Origin of the sequence: Brucella grignonensis (assembly GCF_002252505.1) — a bacterium.
GTDB lineage: Bacteria > Pseudomonadota > Alphaproteobacteria > Rhizobiales > Rhizobiaceae > Brucella > Brucella grignonensis.
In genome coordinates, this window is sequence record NZ_NNRL01000159.1 from 136,097 (window position 1) to 161,574 (window position 25,478).

The following is a 25,478-nucleotide window of genomic DNA, read 5'->3' on the forward strand; positions in this document are numbered from 1 at the left end:
CACATGTTTCGGGATGCACTCTCAATTCGGCGTCAGCCTTCTTCTGCGATCCGCTCACGTAGAATGGCGATCGCCACCTTACCAGCATTCATCACATGATAGGCCGCAGCTTTGCGGGCTTCCTTGCCTCGTCTGGCCGCAAGATGGCCGACCACCTCTTCGAGTTCCGCAAGACTTTCACGCGTACGGCCCGGTGCACTCAGCGATGTCGCACGCAAAACCATGACGCGCGCGTTCAGCGATGACAGCGTATGGCCCAGCGCTTCATTATGTGCGCCGAAAATCAGGCAGTCATAAAAAGCATTCTTGGCTTGCAGGCGTTCCAGCGGATCGGTGACTTTGTCGCCTTGCTTGAGCACTTCAAAAGCGGCTTTAAGCGCCTCAATGTCCTCATCGGTTGCATTACGGGCAAACAATTCGCACGCCAGCCCTTCCAGTTCTACACGAACCTGATAGATGCCTTCGGCTTGCTCTGGCTTCAGACGTGCCACAATCGGCCCGCGATGCGGAACAACTTCAACAAGACCTTCACTTTCAAGCTGACGCAGTGCTTCGCGTACAGCCGTACGGCTGACGCCCGTCATCTCACACAAATCGCGCTCAGTGATGCGCTGGCCCGCCGTAAAATATCCCACCGCGATCGAATTGCGGATGCTTTCCGTAACACTGTGCCGCACGGGAGCCGCAGCTTTTACCACTTTAAAATCAATAGGCGGGGTTCGCCCGTTCATGGATACAGCTATAAGTTTATACCCCTTTTTGGTGTATGGGGACCGGTAATACCGTATTACTTTACGCTAATTGCTTGTTTTGAAAGCATCAGATTTTCGACCATGCCCGTTTAACGTGCAAAACTTTAATTTTGTGCCGCTTCTATGACCGCCATTGCAGCAGAAACCCCCGCACCAACATCAATACCCTTTACACCTGCAGCCTTGAGGCCACCGGCAATTGCCGCAACGGATATAAGCGAATAAGGAGGGCGGGCAGTCGGCCCCATGTGTCCGATCCGGGTCAGTTTTCCAAGTGTTTCACCACGACCCGATGAAAACACAACCCCATAGACATCACGAATTGAAGCGCGAAGCTTCGCTTCATCTATGCCTTCGGGAATTGTAACCGCCGTGCAGGTTGCCGAAGCAATCTCCTCCCGCGCAGCCCAGAGTTTCAGCCCTGCTGCCTGCACACCTGCCCGACAAGCTTTTGCAGTAAGTGCATGGCGCGCCCAGACATTTTCCTCGCCTTCATCAAGATAAATATCAAGTGCTGCATCAAGTGCATTAATCTCGGAAACCGAAGGGGTGAACGGAAATGGCCGGTCCGCCCTATGCGCATCTCTCCAGTCAACAATGGACAGGATTGATGCGCGCGGTGCATCAGGATTAACTGCCATTTTTTCCCATGCAGCTTCGCTCACATGCAACAGCGTCAATCCGGGTGGACAACCCAGACATTTATTCGGGCCAGTTACAAAAATATCGGCAAATGATGTCTCTGGCAGAACATCCATTCCACCAAAGGCCGAAACGGAATCCACAATGAACAGTTTGCCTGCGGCTCTTACAACTGCGCCGATCTCGGCAACCGGATTAACCGTGCCGGACGGCGTATCATGATGACAGATCGAAACTATGGCAACGTCCGGTCGTTTCTTCAAAAGGTCCGCGACCGCATCAGCAGAAAGCACTTCATTATAAGGCACAGCAAGTTCAACGACTTCCTTTGCGTAACGTGCAGCCCAATAGCCAAAGCCTTTGCCATAAACACCTGAAACAAGATTAAGCACCACGTCGTTTCTGGTGATTAACGAGGCGGCAGCAGCCTCCAGCCCCAAGACAGGCTCCCCCTGAAGGATTACTGGCGGCGTTTTTGTGTGAAAAGCTCGCTGCACCTTTGCATTCACAGATTCGTAGAATGCCAGAAATGCCGGATCGTAATCATACAGAACAGGTCGCGACAGTGCCCGCAGCACTGCCGGATAGGCATCCACCGGGCCTGTGGTCAATGTAAAGATCGGATCGGCAATTTTCCCAAGGCTCGTATGGCTCATGTCGCTCTCCCATTCATGTCCGTAGTGTCTCGTGTCATTGCGAGAAAAGCTGCACCATCGGCAGCATCTTCAATTGCTTCAAGAAAAGTGATCAGCTCATCGGCATCCAGATCAATGCCACGCCAGCCAATCTGCGCGCGAAATTTTACGACAAGATCGGCATCTGTCATTGGATGATCCAACCCGCCTTTGGCAGCATCAATCCTGCGTACAAGCTTGCGCCCGTCATTCAGCGAAAGACAAACCTCAACAGCTTCAAATGTAAAGGAAAGATCATCTACGAAAGATAGCTTTGACGCCAAATCCTTCAGTTGCGGATCTTGCACCGCTTGATCGGAAAAAGCCTCAAGATCGGCCCGGCCCCACAACAAACTGACCGCCACGGCATGTTGTGCGCTCACCTGCGAAAGTCTTCCCGTGGTGACATTCGGGCGATCCGTGCGTTGGCGCAGAAGCGGATGCCCCGTCAATGTTAACCGCCTGGCATCCGTGGCCGAAACGGCAGGCGCTGAACTGACCATTATTCCGGCACCAGGCTGGTTTGACAGTATTTTTGATCTCCACGAAGCTGTTATGGGCAGGGAAGTCACTCAGTCTCTTGCTTCCGAAATCAGCCATAACTGGAATGATCTGACGCCTGTCACGCGCGCAATGCTGGAGGATCAGGGCCGCATTGATGAGCCACGCTATCGTGCAGCAATGGCAGAAATTCCGGGAATCCGTCACATGATGGATGCAATTCTATCCCGTTTTGATGCCGTGCTTACACTTGCAGCACCCGGCGAAGCGCCTGAGGGCATGGCGACCGCCGATCCGATCTTCAACCGGCTCTGGAGCGTCCTACAAGTGCCTCTCGTCTGCCTGCCCGTATCCAAAGGGCCGAAAGGCCTGCCAGTCGGCGTACAATTGGTCGGCGCGCGCGGCACAGACTATCGCCTCGCCTCGGCAGCACTTTTTTGGAAACCGCAATTGCTGCAAAAGGAGGCATCCTATGAGCCATCCCCCTATTGATCAGCTAACCGATGATTTTCGCACGGCGATGCGGCAGCTTGCAGCAACCGTCAACATCATTACGGCCGGAGAAGGCGAAACACGACGTGGACTGACAGCCACAGCCGTCTGTTCTATGTCCATCACGCCTCCTTCCATGCTCGTCTGCATCAACCGTTTTGGCGAAGCACACAAGGCGATCACATCTGCTGGCAGTTTCTACGTCAATATTCTCGCAGATGCCCAAAGGGAGATCGCCATGCGATTTGCCGGACAGATCGGTGAAATGGGCGAAGACAAGTTTGCACCTTATGGCTGGACACGTCTTGCAACCGGTGCACCGGCACTCGATCACGCAATGGCCAATCTCGATTGTGAAATCGCATCCGTCTCAGAAACCGAAAGCCATTCGATTTTCATAGGTCAGGTGAAAGCCATTCGCTTTGGCCCGGAGACATCACCGCTGCTTCATTACAATCGCAACTTCTTCACGCTGGCCAATCAGACAGCATTGTAAAACATCCAACCAAGGGAACTGGCTGCGACCACAAAAAACAAAAATACGGTTGTCCCACAACCGCAACTCTCGTGGATGCAGTTACCAAACAAACGGGCCACGCCCAACGGAGGTATCTATCATGTCTATCAGTGACGCACAGTTTTTGAAGGGCTGGAGACAGGTGCTCGAAATGTGCAACCTGAAAGCTGGTGAGCAAGTCACAATTCTGACGAGCGACGACAGCAACAAGCAGATTGCCTATATCGCCAAGCTTGCCGCTTCTGATTTGGGTGCTGTCGTCACCGAACTTAATCTCGCCCCCGTGAACAGCGAAAAGGCGATCTCCCCTGATAAATCCGGTTATATCGGCAAGACCCCGCTGGATGGCAATGTCGCTGCCCTCGCCTGCCTTAAGGCTTCTGATCTCGTCATCGACACATTGCAGCTCTTGTTCTCAAAAGAACAGGAACAAGTGCTTAAAACCGGCACGCGCATGTTGCTCGCAGTCGAGCCTCCGACAATCATGATGCGCCAGATCCCGCGTCCGGAAGACAAATTGCGCGTTCTTGCTGCCGCCAAAGAAATGCATGTCACCTCAAAGGCAGGTACGGATTTCCGTTGTCGTCTTGGCCAATATCCGGTGCTCACTCAATATGGCCTTGCCGACGAGCCTGGCCGCTGGGACCATTGGCCAAGCTGCTTCTCGGCTCGCTGGCCGAATGAAGGCAGCGCCGAAGGAACAATCGTTATCGATGAAGGCGATATTCTGCTGCCATTCAAAAAATATGCTCGCGCTCCAATCACTGTCACCATTGAAAAAGGCTTCATTGTCGACATTAAGGGTGGCTATGATGCTGAATTCATGCGCAAATTCATGGAAAGCTTCAACGATCCACGTGCCTATGCCATGGCGCATGTTGGCTGGGGACTTGAGAACCGCGCAAACTGGACAGTGCTAGGCCTCTATAACCCCGAAGCCCAGCTCGGTATGGATGCCCGCTCATTTGCAGGCAACTTCCTGTGGTCATCGGGGCCAAACACAGAAGCGGGCGGTGATCGCGATACGCCATGCCATCTGGATATTCCGCTGCGCAATTGCTCCGTATCGCTGGACGGTGAAGTGATGACGCTGGAAGGCGCAGTTATTCCTAAAGATCAGAAGTAAGACCATGGCACAATATGATGTGGCAATTATTGGTGCCGGCTCTGCCGGCGCCCTTATAGCAGCGCGTCTAAGCGAAGATCCTGCACGTAGTGTTCTCCTAATCGAAGCCGGTGGGAGACCATCAGACCCGGACATTTTAAAGCCCTCTATGTGGCCCGCGATCCAGCATCGCAGCTATGATTGGGATTACAAGACGACACCTCAGAAACATGCTGCAGACAGAAGCTTCGCGTGGGCACGCGGTAAAGGCCTTGGCGGATCAAGCCTGCTCCACGCTATGGGCTATATGCGTGGGCACCCGGCAGATTTCGCTGCATGGGCGGAAGCTACAGGTGACAAGCGCTGGAGCTGGGAAGGTCTGTTGCCATCTTTCATGGCAAATGAAGACCATGTGTCGGGTGCCGATGGTATTCACGGCAAAGGCGGTCCGATGCCGGTCTGGATACCAGACGACGAAGTCAGTCCACTGACCCAGGCATTCATGGCGGCGGGCAATGCACTCGGCCTGCCGCGTATCCCGGGCCACAATACCGGCCAAATGATTGGGGTCACACCCAATTCACTGATGATCCGTGACGGACGCCGCGTCACTGTCGCTGAAGCATGGCTCACGCCCGAAGTTTGCGCGCGACCGAACCTGACAATCATGACAGGCACGTTGACCCGCCACCTCAAATTGAAAAAATCAAGCGTTTCAGCAATTGAACTCGCAGGCCCGGAAGGACTAGCTACCGTCACGGCAAGCGAAATCATTTTGTCCGCAGGCTCACTGGAAAGCCCCGCACTTTTAATGCGTTCTGGCATAGGGCGCGAAAATGTACTCCGCGAAGCCGGTGTCACTTGCCGAGTCAAAGCGCCAGAACTGGGGCTTAACCTGATGGATCATCTGCTTGGTGCGGGCAATCTGTATGCCACTAAGAAGCATTTGCCTCCGTCGCGTCTGCAACATTCGGAAAGCATGGCTTATATGCGTGCCGGAGATTTCTCAGCCGGTGGCCAGCCAGAAATCGTCGTTGGCTGCGGCGTGGCTCCAATCGCTTCCGAGAGCTTTACTGCACCTGCTCCAGGAAGCGCTTACTCTTTCCTTTTTGGTGTTACACACCCTACCAGTCGAGGCGAAATACGCATCACCGGAGATGCGCCGGACAGCCCACTTATAATTGACCCCCGGTATCTTCAGACACAAAATGATAGAAATCTCTTCCGAGCAGCGCTCGGTGCCGCACGTGAAATCGGACATCGCCCTGAATTGGCTGAATGGCGCGACCATGAAATACTGCCAGAGCCGCTTGCAACAAGCGAAGACATTGACACCTTTATTGCCAAGGCAGTGATCACACATCACCACCCTTCTGGAACATGCCGTATGGGTAAAGATGAAATGTCTGTCGTTGATGCTGATCTGCGTCTGCGCGGACTGGACAATCTTTATGTTGTCGATGGTTCAGTTTTGCCAAGCCTGACTGCGGGCCCTATCCACGCCGCTGTTCAGGCAATTGCAGAAAATTTCTCATCAGGCTTCAAGTGATATCGCGCAAACCTGAAGGTACTCAATAATACTATTTAGAATACAGAAAGCTCTCGCACATTGCCAACGAAACGGGTTCATTCATGAGTTGAGCTCACAGGACCATGCAACGATTGCTGTCTTATTTTGCCGCATGAAGCTCGCCTATTCTTGTTACGAAGCCGCTGACGGCAATTTCTTACAGGAGTACGTGCGAAATGAATCCAACATATGACTTCAAGGGACAGGTAGCTTTCGTTACCGGCGCTGCGATGGGCATGGGCCTTGCCGCTGCGCGTGCATTTGCTCTAAGTGGGGCATCCGTCGCCCTGGCTGACCGGGACGCAGCTCGTGCTGAACAAGAGGCCGCGAAGATCGTCGCCGAAGGCGGCGTTGCTATCGGTATAGGCTGCGATGTTACCGATGAGGCACAGGTTGCCGCCGCCGTTGATCGCACCGTGGCCGAATATGGGCGGCTTGACATGGCCTTTAACAATGCCGGTATCCAGGTTCCACCAAGTGACGCGGCCGATGAGCCGGCCGAAAACTTCCAGCGTGTCGTCGCAGTCAATCAGTTTGGCGTTTGGGCCAGCATGAAACATGAGTTGCGCGTGATGCGGGAGCAAGGGTCCGGCGCGATTGTCAACAACTCGTCGCTCGGCGGCCTCGTCGGCCTTCCTGCACGCGCGGCCTATCACGGAACCAAGCATGCAGTAATAGGCATGACGAAGAGCGCCGGTGTCGAATATGCATCGCGTGGTATCCGCATCAATGCCATCTGCCCCGGCACGATCGACACACCCATGGTGCAAGACATGTTGAAGGGCCAGGCCGACGTCATGCAGGAAATCCTGAAGGAGCAATCGATCGGCCGCCTCGGGCACGCAGACGAGATCGCAGCCGCCGTGCTGTGGCTGTGCAGCCCCGGCGCGAGCTTTGTGGTCGGCACCGCCTTGCCAGTTGATGGCGGCTTTACCGCTCACTGACACCGCTATCGCGCCGGAGAGTCCCTTCTTCGGCGCAAATCAAGCTGGGGTCGTTTCAGATGGCAGATGACGGCGGCATTATTCAAAGGACAACAGCGTCAAAGGTGCCGGCCTCGATGGTCTTTAATTCGGACGGGAGAAAACGATGCAATATGTGAATCTTGGCAAAAGCGGCCTGAAAGTGTCGCGCCTGTGCCTCGGCTGCATGAGCTACGGCGAGCCCGAACGGCTACCGCAGCCGTGGTCGCTACCGGAAGAAGCCGCGCGACCTTTTTTCCGGCAGGCGCTCGAGGCGGGCATCAACTTCTTCGACAACGCCAACATCTATTCAGGCGGCAGCTCCGAAGAGATCATGGGGCGCGCGCTAAAGGAAATGGCGCGCCGCGATGAAATCGTCGTGGCGACGAAAGCTTTCTTTCCGTGGCGGAACGCACCCAACACTGGCTTCCTGTCTCGCAAGGCTCTGTTTCAGGCGATCGATGACAGCCTGACCCGGCTCGGCATGGACTATGTCGACCTTTACCAGATTCACCGCTTCGATCACGACACGCCCGTCGAAGAGACGATGGAAGCGCTGCATGACATCGTAAAGGCGGGCAAGGCCCGCTATATCGGTGCCTCGTTGATGCATGCATGGCGATTTGCCAAGATGCAGCATGTCGCCGAGCGCAACGGCTGGACCCGCTTCATCTCCATGCAGCCGCAATACAACCTCCTCTATCGCGAAGAGGAGCGCGAGATGTTGCCGCTGTGTGCCGACCAGGGCGTTGGCGTCATTCCGTGGAGCCCCATGGCGCGCGGCCGGCTGACCCGCGCCTGGAGCGAAACCACCACACGCACCCAGAATGACGCCTTCGCTTTGAGCATGTATCTCAAGGCGGCAGAGCAGGATCGCGAGGTCGTGGAAGCCGTGACCCGGATTGCGGAGAAGCATGGCGTGCCGCGTGCGCATGTAGCGCTGGCCTGGCTGCTGTCGAAGCCAGAGGTTACGGCTCCTATCATCGGCGCAACCAGGCACGAGCATCTGTCGACGGCCGTCGAGGGACTGACCTTCACGCTCACGGGTGAAGAGATCTCAGCGCTCGAGGCGCCCTATGTGCCTCATCCGGTCGACGGCATCGTGCCACCGCTCTCAACTGAGCCGCCAGCAATCACGCCGCCGCAGAGCTGACCCGATCCCTTGGACCCTATGGCCGCGAATAGCCGGGCTTCTTGTAGAGGGTATCCGCCCTGCCCGCGATTTCCGGATCGTAGACCTTTGTGAACCAGTCGCTTGCCGCAATATCCTCGACGCTGACGGAAACCGCATCATCGCCGCAACCAAGGACTCTCGCCAGAGTATCGGCGAGAGCACCAGCCAGCTTCTGTTTCTGCTCCTCGCTCCTGCCGGCCACCATTTTCACGACAATATGGGGCATTTCGTCTCCTTCATTGATGGTTCCAAACATAATTGTCTTACAAGGCAGCGCTCGAAAACTCCAATTTCGCGGCGGGAGGTCGCCTATCCCTTGCTTTCCAAGTGATGATGATGAGACGGCAGAAGCCGGACCGCAATCGGAAAGGCGCAGAGGCCCAGCAATGCGGTGATCAGGAAGATGCTTCCAATGCCAGCTACGTTTGCGATCAGCCCCAGCATCGGCGACAAAACACCCAACGACAGATCGAAAAAGGCGCTGTAAACGCCCATGGCAAGTCCGCGCGAAGCCGCCGGCGCGCGGCTGACCGCCTCCATGCCGAAGCCTGGATAGACGAGCGCGTAACCGAATCCGGCAATCGCGGCTCCGGTGAATCCGACCCAGGCGACGGGCGCGATCCAGATCAGGCCGATGCCTGCACTCTGGATGACAACGAAAATCATTGCAGCCCGCGCGCCACCAAGCCGGTCTGGCACAGCCCCGAAAAAGATGCGCGCCACCATCAGCGCAACGGCGAAAGCGGTAAAGGGTAGCCATGCCGGTTGCCAGCCCCGTTGCACAAACAGAAGCACAACGAAAGAAGTCATCACACCGTAGGCGAGACCAGCGAAAGCCATGGCAGTTCCCGGAAGCCATACAGCTTTTAGGACCGTGGCGATGGCCTTTTCGCCCTGTTCAATCGGCTTGATGGCGGGGATGGGCATGACGAGCGCCAGTGTAATCAGCGCACCGGTGGATGTCGCCAGACCAATTGAGGCGAAGCCCCAGTTCTCATAGAGGAAACTACCGAGTGGCGAACCGATCGCCAGAGCGACGAACATAGCTGTGCCGATCCAGGCGATCATCTTGCCAGCGTTGCCCGGTCCGGCAAGCGCCAGACACCAGCTTTGAGCGCCGGTCATGATGAAGCTCTCCGCACCGCCGAGCAGCGCACGGCCGACCAGCAGGATCGCGACAGAAGCGACAGGATTGTGAACGGCGAGAAGGGATAGCAGATAGAACAGGCCAGCAAACGCCGCCATGACCAACCCGGCTGAAACTGCGCGTTTTGGTCCATGCCGATCAGAAACCGAGCCAGACCAGAGGCGCGAGAGCAGTGACGCCGCGAACTGCGCACCGGTGGCGAGGCCGACGATGAAGGGACCATAACCGAGCCCCTCATGGATATGCAGCGGCAAGGCCGGGAGCGCGGCGCCCGTGACCAGGAAGACAGCGAAGACCGATGCCATCAAGGGCAGAAGGGAGCGATCAGTCGGCGAAGCCGACCGCTGGAGCAGGGTCATGGACATTATTCTTTCTCGATTTCTTTTCGGGCGTCTTCACCCGTTACAATCCAAAGCGCCGCAACATCGCTTGGCGCAATCGCCCGATCTTCGGGCACAGTTGCACTAGGTAGCGAATTCCGTAGAAAGCCAAGGCCCGCGCCAAGAAGGCGCGACTACCCGTGACGATGTGAAAGGGTATAGGGATCGCCCTTTTGGGGGCTATGTGGCATTCTGGATCTTCTTTCTATGACGGAGGCTTGAACGGATCTTCGATGTTCAAGCTCACGTCGCAGCTTCAACTCTGAAGCCGCTCGATCAATCGCCGCTGATATTGGGACAGCTCTGACGCAGTGACCGCCTGAAACGCCAGCGGCGGCAGATAGGTCATGCCGCAATGCAGAGCACTGGCTTTCATTGGCCAGAAAACGTCTGCGAGATCGATCCCGATTCTGCCTGATGCCCCATAGGTTGAGGCACCACCGCCTGCGGTCGTGACGACGAGCATTTCCTTGCCCTGCCACAAGCCGGGACCGACGCTGCCCCATACATCGTTTAGATAGGCTTTCATCATCGGCGTGATGTTGAACCAATGAGTCGGGAATAAGAACACGATCCGGTCATGCTGCCGCGTGATCTCGCGTTCACCCGCACCATCAATTGCACGTGTGTCGAAACCATAGATGGTCTCCAGATTGCGCACGGTCACCCCGTCGACGCTCTCAGCCGCCTGCTGCAAACCCTTAATCATGACCGATCGTTCCGGATAGGGATGCGACGCGATCAGTAAGGTTTTGGTATCGGTTCTATGCGGCTTGCTGACCGCCTGTGCCTGAGCGGTGCTGGCAGTCAGCAAACCACTGCCAACTGCAGCGGCCAGAGCCAGTTCAGCTTTCAGAAAATCGCGTCTGTTCATGGGATCACCATCTTTATCCTTTGTGCCTGTTTTATAATTTAGCGCAAACGGGATGATGCGATTACCCTTGGAATGCTCCACGGACCTTTGAGCAACCCTCACAAGTAAACGGTGGCGGCCTTCCGGCAGTCCGTCAAGGACAGTGAAGCTTGCCAGTCCCTAGCAACTACCAGGCGTACGCTTGCGGTGCCTCTCCAGTACCGGCCCATATTTCGTCGAGGCAGCGCATCACATCATCGGACAGCGAGATTTCCATGGCACGCAAGGCCTCCGTGAGCTGTTCAACTGCGCGCGGGCCGACCAGGGGAGCGGTCACGACGGGATTGTGAAGCAACCAAGCCAGCGCGACATCGGCCGGACGCTCGCCGAGGTCTTTGCAAAGCGCCTCATAAGCTTCCAGTTGCGGGCGATACTGCACAATCTTATCCTTCATCGCCGGACGCGCCCGGCGTCCCGATACCACCTTCTTCAGGACGCCACCCAATAAGCCCCCGCCGAGCGGGCTCCAGGGGATCAGGCCGAGACCGTAGTGGCGGCAGGCCGGGATCACCTCCAGCTCGACGGTTCGGGCTGAGAGATTGTAGAGGCTCTGTTCGGCGACAAGGCCCATGAAATTGCGCGGGCGGGCCGCACCCTGCGCCGTCGCGATATCCCATCCGGCGAAGTTACTGCTGCCGACATAGATAACCTTGCCCTGCTGCACCAATAGCTCCATTGCCTGCCAGATTTCTTCCCAGGGCGTGAAGCGGTCAACGTGGTGCATCTGATAGAGATCAATGTGATCGGTCTTCAGCCGCCGAAGGCTGTCCTCGCAGGCACGCCGGATATGCAGCGCCGACAGCCGGCGGTCGTTGGGACCAAGGCCCATCGGCTGATAGACCTTGGTCGCCAGCACAATATCGTTGCGGCTACCACGTTCCGCGATCCATCGCCCAATAATCTCCTCCGAGAGACCGAAGCCCTTTTCCATGTCGGGTGACTGCGGGCCGCCATAAACATCGGCCGTGTCGACGAAGTTGATGCCGGCCTCCACAGCTGCATCCAAAATCCGGAAACTGGTCGGCTCGTCAGTCATCTCGCCGAAATTCATCGTGCCGAGGCACAGGCGGCTGACCTTCAGGCCCGAACGGCCCAGATGAGCATATTGCATAACATTTTTCCTTTCGTCATTCTTGGGGAGACGTTTCGCGCGTTGCACCGGCGCGAGATACGATTGGTCGACCGAAAGTTGTCTCGAAAGCTGATCCTAAACTGGAATCGGTGCTTGGGTTACCGGGGTTTGCTATATGGTCTTGTGAGAGTAATTCAGCAGTGCTTCGTGCTGAAATGAGCAAAATGATCGGTGCCTTCGCTTCGGACCTTCCAATCCGGCTTGCATGACATAAGCGCCGCACTTCGAAACGGGGATGCGGAAATGAGTAGCACTGACGAAAGAGCGTAGCATGCAAACAAATCGCGCCGATATCGCAGACCTGACCTATTTTCTGGCTATCGCCAGGCATCGGAGCTTTAGCCGCGCCGCCATCGAAATCGGTGTAAGCGCTTCCGCTCTGAGCCATGCCCTTAAGGGACTGGAAAGCCGTCTTGGCGTGCGGTTGTTAAACCGGACGACCAAGAGCGTCACGCTCACTGCCGCCGGCGAAACTCTCGCTGCGGCGATCAGCGAGCCGTTCGAGGTCATCGATACCGCAATGGAGATGCTGAACCGCTTTCGGGACGCCCCAACGGGCCGCATTCGCCTGAACGCAGCTGTCGAAGCGGCCAATCTGCTGCTCGCGCCGGTGCTTCCCACCTTCATCGAACGCTATCCGGACGTTGAGCTCGATATCGTCGCCAGCAATCGCATGGTCGACGTGACGGATGCCGGGTTCGACGCTGGCATTCGATATGGCGGCACGGTTCCGGAGGATATGATCGCCCAGAGGCTGTCGGCCGACATGCGTTGGGTGATTGCGGCATCGCCCGAATATCTCGAACGGTTCGGCGTTCCCGAACACCCCAACGATTTGCTTCAGCACCGATGCATCAGCAGTCGGCTCGGCGATGATCGCGTCTATCGATGGGAACTTGAGCACAACGGCGAAGAACTGCAGGTCACGGTCCCGACGTCGATCACCGTCGACCAGGCGGAAACAGGATTGATCGCCGTCCTCGGCGGCGTTGGTCTTATGTACTTCCCGGAGCCGCTCGTTGCCCCTTACATCGCAGACGGCCGGTTGCGGCTGGTGCTTCCGGACTGGTCCTCCAAGGGCGATGGATTCCATATTTACTATTCGAGCAGACGTCAGGTGCCGACGGGGCTGCGACTTCTCATCGATCTCATTCGCGAGTTACGACCGATGGGAATGTAATCCGGAGGGCCTCTCAGATATTGAAGATGAAGCGAGGATCAGCGAATAGCGCTTCGACCGAACGGCGACTCTTCAAAACATCGAGAACAATCGTCATTAATGAAGAGAACTCACAAGTCCATGCAACTCCCTGCCTCTAATCGCCATGGCAGATGCCCGCTATATTTCATTCTGTACACGAAACGAAGGAGCAGACGCTCAGCGCTCATGGAGGAAGCTATGGCAGACCAAGCGGACATCTTTCAAACCGTTCCTGTGTCCGGCATTTCGAGGCGCAGTGTCATTGGTGGGATCGCCGGTCTGACCTTGATGCCCGGACAATCCGGTGCTCAGCAGGCTGAAAACGCAGGGCATCAGGACATTGGGATGAAGATCAGGATTGTCCTGGAAGACCGAACACTGACTGGGACACTCGTCGATACGCCGACAGCACGGGATTTCGCGGCACTGCTACCTTTGACCCTTACGCTGACGGACTATGCCGCGACGGAGAAGATCAGCGACCTGCCGCGCAAACTGAGCCGGGAGAGCGCCCCCGAGGGGATCGATCCGGTCGCCGGTGACATTGCCTATTACGCGCCCTGGGGCAATCTCGCGATCTTCCACAAGGCTTTCCGATATTCCCCGGGACTGATCAGCCTCGGCGTCATCGACACCGGCGGCGAAATATTCACGCGACCGGGATCGATGCAGGCCACGATTGAACGGATCGACGAGTGAAGGAAGAACAATGATGAGTTGGACCCAGAATTTGATAAGTCAGTTATCTTAATCTGTATGAGATGGGGCCTGGCCAATAATCTAAGCCTGCGCAATCTGGAGGAAATGATGGCGGAATGCGGCATCGATCTGGATCACTCAACAGTGCATCGCCGGGTGATTTCTTCAGTCCCAAACTGCTTGAACGTTTCAATCGGAAGAAGCGTCAGGTCACACGCAAATAGAACCTCGATCAGATTTACAATGCGCCTCGCTCCTGAATAGGGGGAAGCGCATGACTGAAATGCACGAGAAGGGAGGATTTGAGGAACACGAACCGCTTCATCCGTATCTGAGAGCTGAATTGTCGCCTCCGCCTGCACGGCTTAACAGGCGGAGTGCCGAAGATGGCGCCGTAAATGTAAGTCGGTACTCATCCGAACAATAACCACACAGGTATAGCGCTTATTTAGGATTATAGGGAAAACGCAGCCAGATCATGGCTCGGTATGGCGGCTTCAAATAACCGCCGCCAACGATCCAGTGTGGATTTGTCAATGCCCAAATCAACAACACCAGCGGCCACGCTACGCCCGCTCGTCATCACTATGAGAACCGCTTCGCCATCGGACTGACGATCCTGATGGTCAACGACAGCCACGCCGCCGACTTACCGAACCTATTCCGCGGACGTGCGTTCGCGCTTTCCGAGCGAGGCGACGAGGTCGCTGAAGCGGTCGCCCTGCACGGCGATATGGCCGCGCAAGCGCGCCCGAGCGGCCTCGGCATCGCCAGCAAGGATCGCCGCGACGATCTCCTCATGTTCCTTGAGCGACACCTTCATGCGGTTGCGCACACGAAGTTGCAGGCGCCGGTAAGGCCGGAGCCGCCGGTGTAACGTCGTGCACTGCTCCTCCAAAAAGCCGGAGTGGCTTGCAGTATATATCGCCCGGTGGAATATCTCATTAGCGTAGTAATAGCGGTCGGTGTCCTCGCTGTTCGCCGCCGCCTCACAGCGCTCATGAGCTTCAGCGAACGCAAGCCGGTCGGCGTCACTGTAGCGCCGGGCCGCCAACGCGCCAGCCATGCCCTCCATCTCCGCCATGACTTCGAACATCTCGAAGACCCGCTCGGGCGCAGGATCGACCACCACGGCGCCGCGCCGGGGGCGGATTTCGACGAGACCGATCGCACTAAGCTGCATCAGGGCCTCGCGGATCGGTGTGCGCGAGACGCCGAAACGGGTGGCGAGCTGGACTTCATCGAGCCGTTCGCCCGGTTCGAAAACGCCCGTAAGGATGCCGTTCTCGATCTCGTCCCGCAACTTGTAATAGGTGTTCTCGCTCATCGCCCGTCCTCAATTATGCAATGCTTGCCTTCTTGTATACAGAAAGATTGACATTGTGCACAGTACCAAGGCACACTCTATATCAAGCTGGCGGGAGGGCCGGAATATAAGGGAGGAGAAAAAATGAAGCATTTTGCACATCTGCTGTGCGTCTCAGCGGCACTCATGGCCGGGACGGCATCGGCGCAAACCGTCTTGAAGGCATCACACCAGTTTCCGGGCGGCAAGGGCGACATCCGCGACGAGATGGTGCAGATCATCGCCCGCGAAGTCGCTGCGGCCAACGTCGATCTCGAAATCCAGGTTTTCCCCGGCGCTTCGCTCTACAAGCCGAACGACCAGTGGAACGCGGTCACCCGCGGTCTGCTTGACTTGACTTCTTTCCCACTCGACTATGCGTCCGGCCGTCATCCGGAATTCTCGGCGACGCTGATGCCGGGCCTCGTCGGCAATTTCGACCGCGCCATGCGGCTCAACGATTCCGAATTCATGAAGGACATCAAGGGCATTATCGAGAATGCCGGTGCCATCGTCATTGCCGATGCATGGCTGTCGGGCGCATTTGCGTCGAAGAAGCACTGCATCACCAAGCCGGATACGGTCAACGGGCAAGTCATCCGCGCGGCTGGCCCCGCCTTTGAGGAGATGCTGGTGGCGGCAGGCGCATCAATCTCCTCCATGCCATCCTCGGAAATCTACACTGGCATGCAGACAGGCGTGCTTGACGCGGCCAACACTTCTTCGGCAAGCTTCGTGTCCTATCGGCTCTTCGAACAGGCGAAATGCCTGACAGCGCCGGGAGAGAATGCACTGTGGTTCATGTACGAGCCGGTTCTGATGTCCAAAAGTGTCTTCGAACGCCTGACCGAAGCTCAGCAGAAGGCGATTCTTGCCGCCGGCGAAAAAGCCGAAGCCTTCTTCAACAAGGAAGTGCGCAAGGGTGACCAGATCATGATCGACACCTACAAGAAGGCTGGCGTCGAAGTGGTTGAAATGACCAAGGAGGATTACGACGCCTGGCTCGAAGTGGCCAAGCAGTCCTCCTACAAGAATTTCTCTGCCAAAGTGCCGAACGGCGATAAGCTGATCGAGAAGGCGCTCGCGGTGAAATAAAGAGGACAAGGTGTTTGCAGGGCCGCAGCCCTGCCAACCGCTCCATGGACAACAGGGAAGCCTCAGATGGTCAACGCCTATATCCGGGCGGCGGGCGCTTTTTCACGCGCTCTCGCCGTCCTTTCGACGCTCCTTCTCATCGCGGCCATGCTCGTCGTGTGCCAGATGATCCTCATGCGCTACGTGTTTCGCCTTCCGACGATCTGGCAGACAGATTTCGTGGTGTTCTCGGCGACCGCCGCCATGTTCCTCGGCGCGCCTTATGTGCTGATGAAGGGCGGGCATGTCGGGGTCGACGTAATGGAAATGATGGTGAGCACACGCACCCGCGCTGGCATGCGGCTGGTCGCGAGCCTGCTGGGCCTCGCGTTCTGCACCATCATGCTCGTCGCCACATGGATGCAGTTTCATGAAGCCTGGATCGGCGGCTGGCGCCATTCGAGCGTCTGGGCGCCACCGCTCTGGCTGCCGCTTTCCGCGCTGCCGCTCGGCTTTGCCGCGCTGTGCCTGCAATACATCGCCCAGATCCTCGTCCTGATCTGCGAGGGCGTCACGTCGAACGGTAGCCACGCCCCGCTTCCCGGCCTGGCGGAAACCGATGGCCGCAAAGACCTGCCGCTTCCCAAGGAGTTCCCGCGATGAGCCCGACATTTTCTGGCCTGATGATCATCGTCTGCCTCTTCGCCCTGCTTGCGACCGGCATGCCGATCGCCTTCGCGCTCGGCCTTGCCGCCTTCCTGGCGCTCTGGCTGCAAAGCGGCGCGGCGATCTTCTTCGTGCTGGGGGACACGATGTTCTCCGGCATCGCGAACCTTGCCTATGTGTCGATTCCGATGTTCGTGCTGATGGGCGCAGCGGTCGCCTCGTCGCCAGCGGGTTCCGATCTCTATACCTCCCTCGACCGCTGGCTGAACCGCGTGCCGGGCGGGCTGGTCCTGTCGAATATAGGCGCCTGCGCCATCTTTTCCGGCATGACCGGTTCATCGCCAGCAACTTGCGCTGCCATCGGCAAGATGGGCATTCCGGAAATGCAGCGGCGCGGCTATCCGAATTCGGTCGCGACCGGCTCGATTGCAGCGGGCGGCACGCTCGGCATTCTTATTCCACCCTCCGTGACGCTCATCGTCTACGGCATCGCGACGGAAACCTCGATCGGCCGACTCTTCATGGCGGGCGTCCTGCCTGGCCTGATGCTGACCAGCCTGTTCATGATCTGGGCCGTCATCGACTGCAAACGCCAGGGCTATGAATTCGACGCACGGTCCGTGCGTTACACGCTGAAGGAGCGGCTTGCCGGCCTGCCGCGCATCCTACCCTTCCTCACCATCATCGCCGGCACGCTCTATGTGCTATATGGCGGTATCGCGACCCCCTCAGAGGCCGCTGGCGCCGGCGCCTTCCTGACGCTTGTCGTCGTCGTGATAGCCTACCGGCTCTTCCGGGTGAAGCCGATTGCCGGCATCTTCGGCTCGGCCATGCGCGAAAGTGTGATGATTATGATGATCATGGCAGCGGCCGAACTCTTCGCCTTCGCCCTGTCCTCCCTTTTCATCACACAGACCGTAGCGGCAGCCATCGCCGACCTTGAGGTGAACCGTTGGGTGCTGATGGCGATCATCAACGTCTTCCTGCTTGTCTGCGGCATGTTCCTGCCGCCGGTCGCCGTCATCGTCATGACGGCGCCCATGCTGTTCCCCATCATTACCCAGGCTGGCTTCGACCCCTATTGGTTCGCGATCGTTCTGACGATCAACATGGAAGTCGGCCTGATCACCCCGCCGATCGGCCTCAACCTCTTCGTCATCAACGCCATCGCGCCAAGCGTGCCGACGCGGGACATTCTCTGGGGCTCGCTGCCCTATGTGCTGGTCATGTTCCTTGCCATCGTCATTCTCTGCATTTTCCCCGGCATTGCCACATGGCTGCCGAACCACATGCTGGGAGTCATTCAATGAGCACCACATCTCTCTTCAGCGAAATGTTGCAGACCATCACCGAGCGGGGGCGACGCTTCCTCTCCTTCGGCGCACGCGAAGATGCACTCGATTCTTTGAGCGCAATCGCGAAGCGATGCGAAACGCTATTGTCGAGCCGAGGCGAAGCCTCCGGCATGGCGCTCGCAAAGGACATCCTCGACCGCTGGAGCACCTTCGACGGCGAATCCCAGCGGGCCTTCATGCGTATGCTACTCGCGGGCTTCGGCCCGAAGACGGCACGTCTCGAAGCCGCAATCGATGCCTATCGCGCCGACCAGAACCCAAAGGCACTGTTGGAACTGCACATCGCCGCCGAACCGCGCCGGCAGGAACTTATCCGCCGCCTCAACCTGGCACCGAGCGGCATCGCGACGCTGGTAGCGATGCGCGAAGCGCTGCTGCGTTTCAAGACGGAGGATCCCGACCTTGAAGCCGTCGATGCGGATTTCGCCCATCTCTTCGGCTCCTGGTTCAACCGCGGCTTCCTCGTGCTACGGCCGATAAGCTGGTCGACGCCGGCCGATATTCTGGAAAAGATTATCCGCTACGAGGCAGTCCACCATATCGGCGGATGGGATGAGCTGCGCCGTCGGCTCGCACCGGAGGACCGGCGTTGCTTCTCCTTCTTTCACCCGCAACTGCCTGACGAACCGCTGATCTTCGTTGAAGTGGCACTGACACGGGAAATACCGGCCCGGATCGACGATCTTCTGCGCGAGGACCGCCACCTCGTGCCGGCAAACGAGGCCACGACGGCGGTTTTCTACTCCATTTCGAACTGCCAGGAGGGCCTACGTGGCGTTTCCTTCGGCAACTTCCTGATCAAGCAGGTGGTCGAGGACCTGCGCCGTGACCTGCCGCGACTCGACACTTTTGTCACCCTTTCCCCCGTGCCGGGTTTTGCCGCCTGGCTTTCGCGGGAACGCCGCGCGGATACTTCCGACGTGCTCGGCGAGGCCGAGAAAGCAAAGCTCGCCACACTCGACGTCGCGGACTGGGCGGATAACGAAGAGGCCGCCGCCGTGCAGCCGGTGATGGTCGCCGCGGCCGCCTGGTACTTCCTGCGCGCACGGGACGCCAAGGGACGGATCGTCGATCCGGTCGCCCGCTTCCATCTCGGCAACGGCGCACGGCTGGAACGCCTCGACTTCCTCGCCGACCGCTCCCCGCGCGCCATGCGTCAGGCGCATGGGCTGATGGTCAACTACCTCTACAAGCTTGATGATATCGAGACGAACCACGAAGCCTTTGCCGGGCGGAACGAGGTTGTCACCACGGCAGCTATCCGCCGCCTCGTTCCTGCGGACCGCGGCGGACGCGATCTCGTGCGGCTGGCGGGCGGCACACCAGGCGAACAGGATCGGCAAGGCAAGGAAAACAGGGAGTTGAATGCATGAGCAACCATCTTTTCGACGCGATCCAGTCCGCGGCACAGGCCGACAGCGTCTTCATCGAAACCCTCGACGGCCGGCAATGGACCTATGCCGACATGCTGTCGCTGTCGGGGCGGCTTGCCGGGGCGCTCGACACGCTCGGCGTCAAGCCGGGCGACCGGGTTGCCGTGCAGGTGGAAAAAAGCCCGGAAGCACTGATGCTGTATCTCGCTTGCCTGCGTGCCGGCGCTGTCTACCTGCCGCTCAACACCGCCTATACGCTGGCCGAACTCGACTACTTCATTGGCGATGCTGAACCGCGCCTCGTCGTCTCCACGCCGAAAGCCGCCAACGGCGTCCGCACCATCGCGGCCAAGCACAACGCCCACGTCGAAACACTCGACGAGGCAGGCGGCGGCTCGCTGACGAAACTTGCAGCCAACGAGAAGGCTGATTTTCTCAATGCCGAACGCGGGGCGGACGACCTTGCCGCGATCCTCTACACATCCGGCACGACAGGGCGCTCCAAAGGCGCAATGCTGACCCATGACAACCTGCTCTCCAACGCCCTGACCCTGCGCGACCATTGGCGCTTTACCAGTGCGGACCGCTTGATCCACGCCCTGCCGATCTTCCACACGCACGGGCTTTTCGTCGCCTCGAACGTGACGTTGCTTGCAGGCGCGTCGATGTACATGCTGCCTAAATTCGATGCGGACGAGACGTTGCGGTTGATGGCGACCGCCACTGTAATGATGGGCGTGCCGACCTTCTATGTCCGGCTGGTGCAGCATCCTGGACTGACCCGCGAAGCGACCGCCGGCATGCGGCTCTTCGTGTCTGGATCCGCACCGCTTCTGGCGGAAACCCACCACAGTTTCTCCGAGATGACTGGCCAGGCCATTCTGGAACGTTACGGCATGACCGAGACCAACATGAACAGCTCCAACCCCTATGACGGCGACCGCATTGCCGGCACGGTGGGCCTCCCCCTACCCGGCGTTTCCCTGCGCGTCGTCGTTCCGGAAACCGGCCAGCCACTGGCGGACGGCGAGACAGGCATGATCGAAGTAAAGGGGCCGAACGTCTTCAAGGGCTACTGGCGGATGCCTGAAAAGACCGCAGTGGAATTCCGCGCGGACGGATTCTTCATCACCGGCGACCTCGGCAAAATCGACGAGCGCGGCTATGTCCACATCGTCGGTCGCGGCAAGGACCTTGTGATTTCTGGCGGCTACAACATCTATCCGAAGGAGGTCGAAACCGAGATCGACGGCATGCCGGGCATCGTCGAAAGCGCCATCATCGGCGTGCCGCATCCTGACTTCGGCGAAGGCGTGACCGCCGTCGTCGTGCGAAAGAAGGATGCCAACATTGACGAAAAGGCCATTCTCGCCGCTCTCAACGACCGGCTAGCCCGCTATAAGCAGCCCAAACGCGTACTCTTCGTCGACGACCTGCCGCGCAACACGATGGGCAAGGTGCAGAAGAATGTCCTAAGGCAAACCTATGCCGACCTCTATGTCGGCCCGGCATCCTGAAGGGGACCAACTCGCCATGCGGGTCTCCGATCAGTCGGTGGCTTGCAGCGGTTCATCTCGATTTTGGGCATTGGCAAATCCACACTGGATCGTCGGCGGCGATTATTTGATGAGCAGGATTTGCTTGCAGCCCACATACTGCTGATGTTCAAAAGGAACTTGCTCGGTTACGTCGTGAAAACGAGCTTTGTTAGGAAAGCAAGGGCGTTCTTAACAAAGGAGACAAGTCGATGAGGTTCGCCTTGATCAATCAGGAGAAGGCCACATATGGTTCTGCTTGTCGGCAAACAGCGTCGAATGGTTGATCCGACTGTAAAGTCACTGCACAGCCAAAAGTTTGAGCGGCGACTTGCCGATCTGCCGTGGCAAGGCGCATCGTCACGATTGCGAGGGCTTCGAATTGCTGTTTGTTGAGTGGCCGTCCACGCTCGCTATTGCCTTTTCCAACGCGTCGCACGCGCTTCCCAACGCTGGATAACCCCTTGCTCAACGATCAGCATAACGGCGACGAATGCGAGGGAATAGACCAATACATGTGTGATCTCGAACTGCTGGAAATAGAGGTGAATGCGAAAGCCGATGCCATTCGATCGGCCAAGAAACTCAACGACAAGCACAATCTTCCAGATCACAGCGATGCCGTTGCGCGCAGCGACTGCAAGCCACGGCGCAAGCTGTGGCAGCACGAGGTGGCGAAGACGCTCGCGACCGGACAATCGCGCGACGGCTGCAAGGTCCTCCAGCATCGGATCGAAGGCGCGCACGCCCTGCCGCACGGTGATCATTACCATGGCTGTCTTGTTGAGGGTCACCGCCACAATGGCAGCCACTTCGTTGAGTCCTATCCAGAGATAGCAGAGCACAATCAACACGAGTGCTGGCAGATTCATGAAGATCGTGACCCAGGGATCGGCCCAGCGGTTGAGAATCCGATAGCGGCCAAGAAGAAAACCAAGCAGGCTGCCTGCCGCCATGGCAAGCGTAAAGGAAACAGCCACACGCAGCAGCGTTGCCACAAGCTCGCGCGGTAGACGTCCAGCGATGGTTTCCGACCAGAAGACGCGCGCCACATCGACAGGCCCCGGCAAGACAGTCGGGTCGGCCTTTAGATAGGCGAGCGCTGCCCAAAGCAGGCCGAAAAGGCCGAGCGATAGAAAGAAGACACAGCCCGACGGACGGTCTTCGGCATGGATTTGCGCCATTGAAAATCTCCTGCTTCAACTATAGCCGCCGTATCATGGTGCCGATCCGCGACCTTGGTCGTATGGCAGCTCTCCCATAGATGCGTAGATTTGGCATGGGAGGATCTGGCGATGGAGAAGAGCTTGGCGCGATGCGTCGTGCTGTTGAGCATTTTCGCCCTCAACCTTTTCTTGTGCGAGCGGAGCGTAATGGCCGCCACCCTCGACCGCGAGGCGTTGGCCGGCATGATCGTGCCGCCCTATGCGCTAGGCGAACCGGTAAACGACAAGGGTGTCTGGACGCTACTGAACTCCGGCGGGGCGGAGGCTGGTTATGTCTTCGAGACAGAGTCGCTGGCACCGCTGCCCGGCTTTTCGGGCGTGCCGATCAACATGCTCGTCACCATTGACCTGGACGGACGCTTCCTCGATATCAGGCTTATCTCACACAACGAGCCCATCTTTGTTTCCGGTCTCGGAGAAGCGCCCTTGCGCGCCTTTCTCGAGCAGTATCGCGGGCATTCGATCCGCGAGCCTTTGGTCGTCGGCACGCCTTATGGCGAGGCTGGCAATGGCTCCGACCTCGTCTATCTCGATGGAGTGACAAAGGCGACAGCCTCGGTGCGCATCGCACATGAATCGATCCTCGCTGCAACGCTCGACGTGGTGCGCGAGAAAATGCAGGGCGTGGCAAGTGGTCCACCGGTGTACCCCGATCCATTGGTCGATGAAGATTTTGATTGGTCGAAGCTGGTCGAGCGAGGCCTCGCCCTGAATCTCAAAGTCAGCAATGCAATACTCGATGCGGCCTTCAGCAAGACGATATGGGCGCATGACGACCCGGCGGCGACAGCAGATCCGGATGGACTTTTCCTTAATCTCTGGGCGATCGATATCGGTCCCCCAGCCATCGCGCGTGCCGTGCTCAGTGACGAAAGCTTCGCCGATCTCCAGCGCCTGGCACAGGTCTCTCCCAATGACGAGCCAATCCTCCTCATCGAGGCTGGGCGTCATGGGCTTGTATCCCCGGATTTCGTGCGCAATACGGCCCCGGACCGCTTGGCGGCAGAACAGGACGGCCTGCCTGTCGCGCTTCGCGATGCCGATCTTGTGGTGGAGACGCGGGCAGACGTACCGCAGGGCACGACGATGCTGCTGCGTATCGACCGCCGTCTCGGCTTCGATCCGACACGGGACTGGACACTCTTCGCGCAGGCCGTGCGCATGCATGGCATGCTGAAGCCGGAGATTGGCTCGGCCCATTTCCCACTCATCCTCAAAGCTGACCCCGCCTTCTTCACCCGTCCGGTGACCGCCGCCGCGCTGCCGCCATGGCAGGCTGCAATGGTGGATCGGACGGGGGACCTCGCCGCGCTCGGTATGCTTCTGACCGGCTTGCTGGTCGCAGTCGGCCCTGGCATGCATCGTCTCTCTCAACCCAGAGTGCTGCGTCCCGTGCGGTTCGTCTTCCTGGCACTTGTCGTCGCGTTCGTGGGCTGGTGGGGGCAAGGCCAGCTTTCGATCGTCACACCGCTCGCCGTGCTGAGAACGGCGATTGGTGGTGGCAACCTCGCAGTGCTGCTCTACGATCCATTTTCACTGCTGATCTGGGGGGGCGCCATTCTCGGCTTCGTGCTGTGGGGACGTGGCCTTTTCTGCGGCTGGCTCTGTCCTTTCGGCGCCATGCAAGAATTCGCACATCATTTCGGACGACTGCTGCGGCTGCCGCAATGGAACCCCTCCTCTGCCTGGGACAGTCGATTGAAGGCCGGCGCGTGGCTTACGCTCGCGGGCCTCGTCGTGGTCGCAGTGCTGGCACCGGAGAAGGTGGAGACTGCCGCCGAGATCGAACCCTTCAAGACGGCGGTTACAACGCTCTTCCAGCGTGAGTGGTACTATGTTGCCTATGCTGGTTTCTGGTTGCTCCTTGCCATGGTCACGTTCAAGGGCTTCTGTCGCTATGTCTGTCCGCTTGGGGCACTCATGGCCATCGGTGGCCTTCTGCGCCTGCGCCGTTGGATTCCCCGACGTGTGGAATGCGGCTCACCCTGCCAGCTTTGCCGCGTACGCTGCGCCTATGGCGCCATCCGCAAGACGGGCGAGGTCGTTTATTCGCAGTGCTTCCAGTGTCTCGATTGCGTCTCGATCCATGATGACAAGACGCAATGCGTACCTCTCGTACTGGCCCGCCGCAAGGGCACACAAAACCCACGGGCGGTACGGACATGAACCGGCGTCGCTTCCTCCTGATCACTGCTGCGGCCGCGACCTTTTCAAGCTCCGCCCGTGCTGGGATCACGCGCTGGCAAGCCGACATGCTCGGCGGCACAGTACGTGTCGATCTGCGAGGTCCACGTGATCTTGCGCAAGATGTTGCCCGCCAAATCGGCATAGCGATTACAGAAGTGGAGGCCGCAGCAAGCCTTTTCAGACCCGATTCCGCCCTCAGCCGATTGAATGCTACAGGCCAGCTCAACGATCCTCCCCCTGCCCTCCTCGACCTGCTGCGCCTTGCGGGCGAGATGCACGCTATGACGGACGGACTTTTCGATCCGACGGTTCAACCGCTCTGGCGTGCTCTTGCGGAGGGGCGCGATCCCGTGCAAGCACGGGCCGCTATCGGGTGGGCGCGGGTGCAGCCCGGCCGACCGGTCCGGCTCGACAAAGGACAGATGCTAACTTTCAACGGCATTGCGCAGGGTTATGCTGCCGACCGCGTACGCGAACTGCTGCGAGACGCAGGCTACGACGAGGCGCTCATCGATATGGGAGAGTTCGCGGCACTCGGCGGACCGTTCCGCGTTTCGATTGAGGACCCCATCCTTGGCGAAATCGCCATTCGCCGCCTTTCCGGCAACGCTGTCGCCACTTCAAGCCCGTCAGCGATGCGGATCGGAGCCGGCTTTCATATCCTGAACCCATACGGCGAAATGCCATACTGGTCGACGATTTCGGTGGAAGCGGAAAGCGCTGCGCTGGCGGATGGCCTTTCCACCGCCTTCTGCCTGATGCCAGCCGAGCGGATTCGAGCTACGCTGCGTCAAACGCGTGCCGTGACGCGGGTGACCGCTGTGGATATTGCGGGCGATGTCTCAACCTTCTGAAC

Annotated in this window: 25 protein-coding genes and 1 pseudogene; 16 read left to right on the top strand and 10 right to left on the bottom strand. The window is 58.3% G+C overall.

The annotated features are described in order from the left end of the window. Positions 1–32 precede the first annotated feature (32 nt). From CEV33_RS11375 to CEV33_RS11385, 3 genes are all read right to left on the bottom strand, one after another. Positions 33–698, bottom strand: coding sequence for a GntR family transcriptional regulator (locus tag CEV33_RS11375; RefSeq protein ID WP_208620188.1), 666 nt, complete (start codon positions 696–698; stop codon positions 33–35). Between the two features lie 158 nt (positions 699–856). After that, positions 857–2,050 carry a pyridoxamine--pyruvate transaminase gene (gene ppaT / locus CEV33_RS11380; protein WP_094540605.1) on the bottom strand — a complete coding sequence of 398 codons (1,194 nt, stop codon included), beginning with the start codon at positions 2,048–2,050 and terminating at the stop codon, positions 857–859. Beyond that, positions 2,047–2,520 carry an MmgE/PrpD family protein gene (locus CEV33_RS11385; protein WP_167388148.1) on the bottom strand — a complete coding sequence of 158 codons (474 nt, stop codon included), beginning with the start codon at positions 2,518–2,520 and terminating at the stop codon, positions 2,047–2,049. Before CEV33_RS11385 ends, ppaT begins: the two co-directional genes overlap by 4 nt. A gap of 19 nt (positions 2,521–2,539) precedes the next feature. On the opposite strand from CEV33_RS11385, the gene CEV33_RS11390 reads away from it, so the two are divergent. From CEV33_RS11390 to CEV33_RS11415, 6 genes are all read left to right on the top strand, one after another. Then, positions 2,540–3,061 carry an amidase family protein gene (locus tag CEV33_RS11390; protein WP_094540611.1) on the top strand — a complete coding sequence of 174 codons (522 nt, stop codon included), beginning with the start codon at positions 2,540–2,542 and terminating at the stop codon, positions 3,059–3,061. Continuing rightward, positions 3,042–3,557: a flavin reductase family protein gene (locus CEV33_RS11395; RefSeq protein WP_094540614.1), complete on the top strand. Its 516-nt coding sequence runs from the start codon at positions 3,042–3,044 to the stop codon at positions 3,555–3,557. Before CEV33_RS11390 ends, CEV33_RS11395 begins: the two co-directional genes overlap by 20 nt. A gap of 121 nt (positions 3,558–3,678) precedes the next feature. After that, on the top strand, positions 3,679–4,704 hold the full coding sequence (locus tag CEV33_RS11400; RefSeq protein WP_094540616.1) for a M29 family metallopeptidase: 1,026 nt from the start codon (positions 3,679–3,681) through the stop codon (positions 4,702–4,704). A 4-nt stretch (positions 4,705–4,708) separates the two neighbouring features. Then, entirely contained in the window at positions 4,709–6,232 is a 1,524-nt protein-coding gene (locus CEV33_RS11405) for a GMC family oxidoreductase (RefSeq protein ID WP_094540618.1), read from the top strand. A 197-nt stretch (positions 6,233–6,429) separates the two neighbouring features. Continuing rightward, positions 6,430–7,197: an SDR family oxidoreductase gene (locus CEV33_RS11410; protein WP_094540621.1), complete on the top strand. Its 768-nt coding sequence runs from the start codon at positions 6,430–6,432 to the stop codon at positions 7,195–7,197. Between the two features lie 145 nt (positions 7,198–7,342). Continuing rightward, positions 7,343–8,368, top strand: a complete 1,026-nt coding sequence (locus tag CEV33_RS11415) for an aldo/keto reductase (RefSeq protein WP_094540623.1) — start codon at positions 7,343–7,345, stop codon at positions 8,366–8,368. Positions 8,369–8,384: 16 nt separating this feature from the next. Here the strand turns inward: CEV33_RS11415 and CEV33_RS11420 are convergent, their stop codons facing one another. From CEV33_RS11420 to CEV33_RS11435, 4 genes are all read right to left on the bottom strand, one after another. After that, the gene (locus tag CEV33_RS11420) at positions 8,385–8,615 is read right to left on the bottom strand and encodes a tautomerase family protein (protein ID WP_094540715.1); all 231 of its coding nucleotides are present in this window, start codon (positions 8,613–8,615) and stop codon (positions 8,385–8,387) included. Positions 8,616–8,698: 83 nt separating this feature from the next. Next, positions 8,699–9,901, bottom strand: coding sequence for an arabinose transporter (locus CEV33_RS11425; protein ID WP_208620189.1), 1,203 nt, complete (start codon positions 9,899–9,901; stop codon positions 8,699–8,701). 271 nt (positions 9,902–10,172) lie between these two features. Then, entirely contained in the window at positions 10,173–10,790 is a 618-nt protein-coding gene (locus CEV33_RS11430; protein WP_094540717.1) for an NAD(P)H-dependent oxidoreductase, read from the bottom strand. 166 nt (positions 10,791–10,956) lie between these two features. Continuing rightward, complete coding sequence (locus CEV33_RS11435; RefSeq protein ID WP_094540626.1) at positions 10,957–11,940, bottom strand: aldo/keto reductase; 984 nt, start codon at positions 11,938–11,940, stop codon at positions 10,957–10,959. Positions 11,941–12,232: 292 nt separating this feature from the next. Here CEV33_RS11435 and CEV33_RS11440 point away from each other — a divergent pair, with 292 nt between their 5' ends. From CEV33_RS11440 to CEV33_RS11450, 3 genes and pseudogenes are all read left to right on the top strand, one after another. Continuing rightward, entirely contained in the window at positions 12,233–13,141 is a 909-nt protein-coding gene (locus CEV33_RS11440) for a LysR family transcriptional regulator (RefSeq protein ID WP_094540628.1), read from the top strand. 219 nt (positions 13,142–13,360) lie between these two features. After that, positions 13,361–13,861, top strand: coding sequence for a cyclophilin-like fold protein (locus CEV33_RS11445; RefSeq protein ID WP_235818400.1), 501 nt, complete (start codon positions 13,361–13,363; stop codon positions 13,859–13,861). A gap of 57 nt (positions 13,862–13,918) precedes the next feature. After that, positions 13,919–14,082, top strand: a pseudogene (locus CEV33_RS11450) (IS6 family transposase); the annotation flags it as partial. Between the two features lie 233 nt (positions 14,083–14,315). Here CEV33_RS11450 and CEV33_RS11455 read toward each other — a convergent pair. Then, complete coding sequence (locus CEV33_RS11455; protein ID WP_094540629.1) at positions 14,316–14,501, bottom strand: hypothetical protein; 186 nt, start codon at positions 14,499–14,501, stop codon at positions 14,316–14,318. A gap of 18 nt (positions 14,502–14,519) precedes the next feature. Next, positions 14,520–15,188, bottom strand: a complete 669-nt coding sequence (locus CEV33_RS11460; protein WP_094540630.1) for a GntR family transcriptional regulator — start codon at positions 15,186–15,188, stop codon at positions 14,520–14,522. Between the two features lie 123 nt (positions 15,189–15,311). Here CEV33_RS11460 and CEV33_RS11465 point away from each other — a divergent pair, with 123 nt between their 5' ends. The 5 genes from CEV33_RS11465 to CEV33_RS11485 all read left to right on the top strand — a co-directional run bounded on the left by CEV33_RS11465 (position 15,312) and on the right by CEV33_RS11485 (position 21,191). Beyond that, the gene (locus CEV33_RS11465; RefSeq protein WP_094540631.1) at positions 15,312–16,301 is read left to right on the top strand and encodes a TRAP transporter substrate-binding protein; all 990 of its coding nucleotides are present in this window, start codon (positions 15,312–15,314) and stop codon (positions 16,299–16,301) included. 66 nt (positions 16,302–16,367) lie between these two features. After that, positions 16,368–16,943, top strand: coding sequence for a TRAP transporter small permease subunit (locus CEV33_RS11470; RefSeq protein ID WP_094540632.1), 576 nt, complete (start codon positions 16,368–16,370; stop codon positions 16,941–16,943). Then, positions 16,940–18,256, top strand: a complete 1,317-nt coding sequence (locus tag CEV33_RS11475) for a TRAP transporter large permease (protein ID WP_094540633.1) — start codon at positions 16,940–16,942, stop codon at positions 18,254–18,256. The genes CEV33_RS11470 and CEV33_RS11475 overlap by 4 nt, the downstream gene beginning before the upstream one ends. Continuing rightward, on the top strand, positions 18,253–19,674 hold the full coding sequence (locus tag CEV33_RS11480) for a malonyl-CoA decarboxylase (protein WP_094540634.1): 1,422 nt from the start codon (positions 18,253–18,255) through the stop codon (positions 19,672–19,674). Before CEV33_RS11475 ends, CEV33_RS11480 begins: the two co-directional genes overlap by 4 nt. Continuing rightward, a complete protein-coding gene (locus CEV33_RS11485; protein ID WP_094540635.1) occupies positions 19,671–21,191 on the top strand; it encodes a malonate--CoA ligase in 1,521 nt (506 codons plus the stop codon). Before CEV33_RS11480 ends, CEV33_RS11485 begins: the two co-directional genes overlap by 4 nt. 431 nt (positions 21,192–21,622) lie before the next feature. Here the strand turns inward: CEV33_RS11485 and CEV33_RS11490 are convergent, their stop codons facing one another. After that, on the bottom strand, positions 21,623–22,393 hold the full coding sequence (locus CEV33_RS11490) for an ABC transporter permease (protein ID WP_094540636.1): 771 nt from the start codon (positions 22,391–22,393) through the stop codon (positions 21,623–21,625). A 189-nt stretch (positions 22,394–22,582) separates the two neighbouring features. Here CEV33_RS11490 and CEV33_RS11495 point away from each other — a divergent pair, with 189 nt between their 5' ends. Both CEV33_RS11495 and CEV33_RS11500 read left to right on the top strand, forming a co-directional pair. Then, on the top strand, positions 22,583–24,601 hold the full coding sequence (locus CEV33_RS11495; RefSeq protein ID WP_094540719.1) for a 4Fe-4S binding protein: 2,019 nt from the start codon (positions 22,583–22,585) through the stop codon (positions 24,599–24,601). Next, positions 24,598–25,476: an FAD:protein FMN transferase gene (locus CEV33_RS11500; RefSeq protein ID WP_167388149.1), complete on the top strand. Its 879-nt coding sequence runs from the start codon at positions 24,598–24,600 to the stop codon at positions 25,474–25,476. Before CEV33_RS11495 ends, CEV33_RS11500 begins: the two co-directional genes overlap by 4 nt. The last annotated feature ends 2 nt before the right edge of the window (positions 25,477–25,478 follow it).